The sequence below is a fragment of the Roseateles sp. GW821-FHT09B06 genome (assembly GCF_059418245.1).
On sequence record NZ_JBWKPM010000065.1, the window covers coordinates 1 to 1,178 of the forward strand.

General features: G+C 63.7%; 1 protein-coding gene. It reads right to left on the reverse strand.

Annotated features, from left to right (window positions below):
- Nucleotides 1–2 precede the first annotated feature (2 nt).
- Nucleotides 3–1,178 (reverse strand): elongation factor Tu (tuf, locus tag AC07OQ_RS24445; protein WP_495055738.1); only part of this gene is annotated, 1,176 nt, incomplete at its 5' end.

Consider the following 1,178-nt stretch of genomic DNA (forward strand, 5'->3'; position numbering starts at 1 on the left):
ACTTAGGCGATGATGGTCGCGACGACGCCGGAGCCGACGGTACGGCCACCTTCACGGATGGCGAAGCGCAGGCCTTCTTCCATGGCGATCGGAGCGATCAGCTTCACGGTGATGCTGACGTTGTCGCCAGGCATGACCATTTCCTTGTCCTTCGGCAGCTCCACGGCACCGGTCACGTCCGTGGTACGGAAGTAGAACTGGGGACGGTAGTTGTTGAAGAACGGGGTGTGACGGCCGCCCTCTTCCTTGGACAAGACATAGATCTCGGCCGTGAAATGGGTGTGCGGCTTGATGGTGCCGGGCTTGGCCAGCACTTGGCCGCGCTCGACGTCTTCGCGCTTGGTGCCGCGCAGCAGGATGCCGACGTTGTCGCCGGCCTGACCCTGGTCCAGCAGCTTGCGGAACATTTCCACGCCGGTCACGGTGGTCTTCTGCACGTCGCGGATGCCGACGATTTCGATTTCCTCGCCGACCTTGATGATGCCGCGCTCGACGCGACCGGTCACCACGGTGCCGCGACCCGAGATCGAGAACACGTCTTCCACGGGCAGCAGGAAGGCGCCGTCCACGGCACGCTCAGGCTGGGGGATGTAGCTGTCCAGCGCATCGGCCAGACGCATGATGGCTTGCTCGCCCAGGTCGCCCGTGTCGCCTTCCAGCGCCAGCTTGGCCGAACCCTTGATGATCGGGGTGTCGTCGCCGGGGAAGTCGTACTTGCTCAGCAGCTCGCGCACTTCCATTTCCACCAGCTCGAGCAGCTCGGCGTCGTCGACCATGTCGCACTTGTTCAGGAAGACGATGATGTACTTCACACCGACCTGACGCGCCAGCAGGATGTGCTCGCGGGTCTGGGGCATCGGGCCGTCAGCGGCCGAGCACACCAGGATCGCACCATCCATCTGGGCGGCGCCGGTGATCATGTTCTTCACATAGTCGGCGTGGCCGGGGCAGTCCACGTGAGCGTAGTGGCGGTTGGCCGTCTCGTACTCGACGTGTGCGGTGTTGATCGTGATGCCGCGAGCCTTCTCTTCGGGCGCAGCGTCGATCTGGTCGTAGGCCTTGGCTTCGCCGCCGAACTTCTTCGACAGCACGGTCGCGATCGCGGCCGTCAGCGTGGTCTTGCCATGGTCAACGTGTCCAATCGTGCCCACGTTCACGTGCGGCTTGGTACGTTCGAA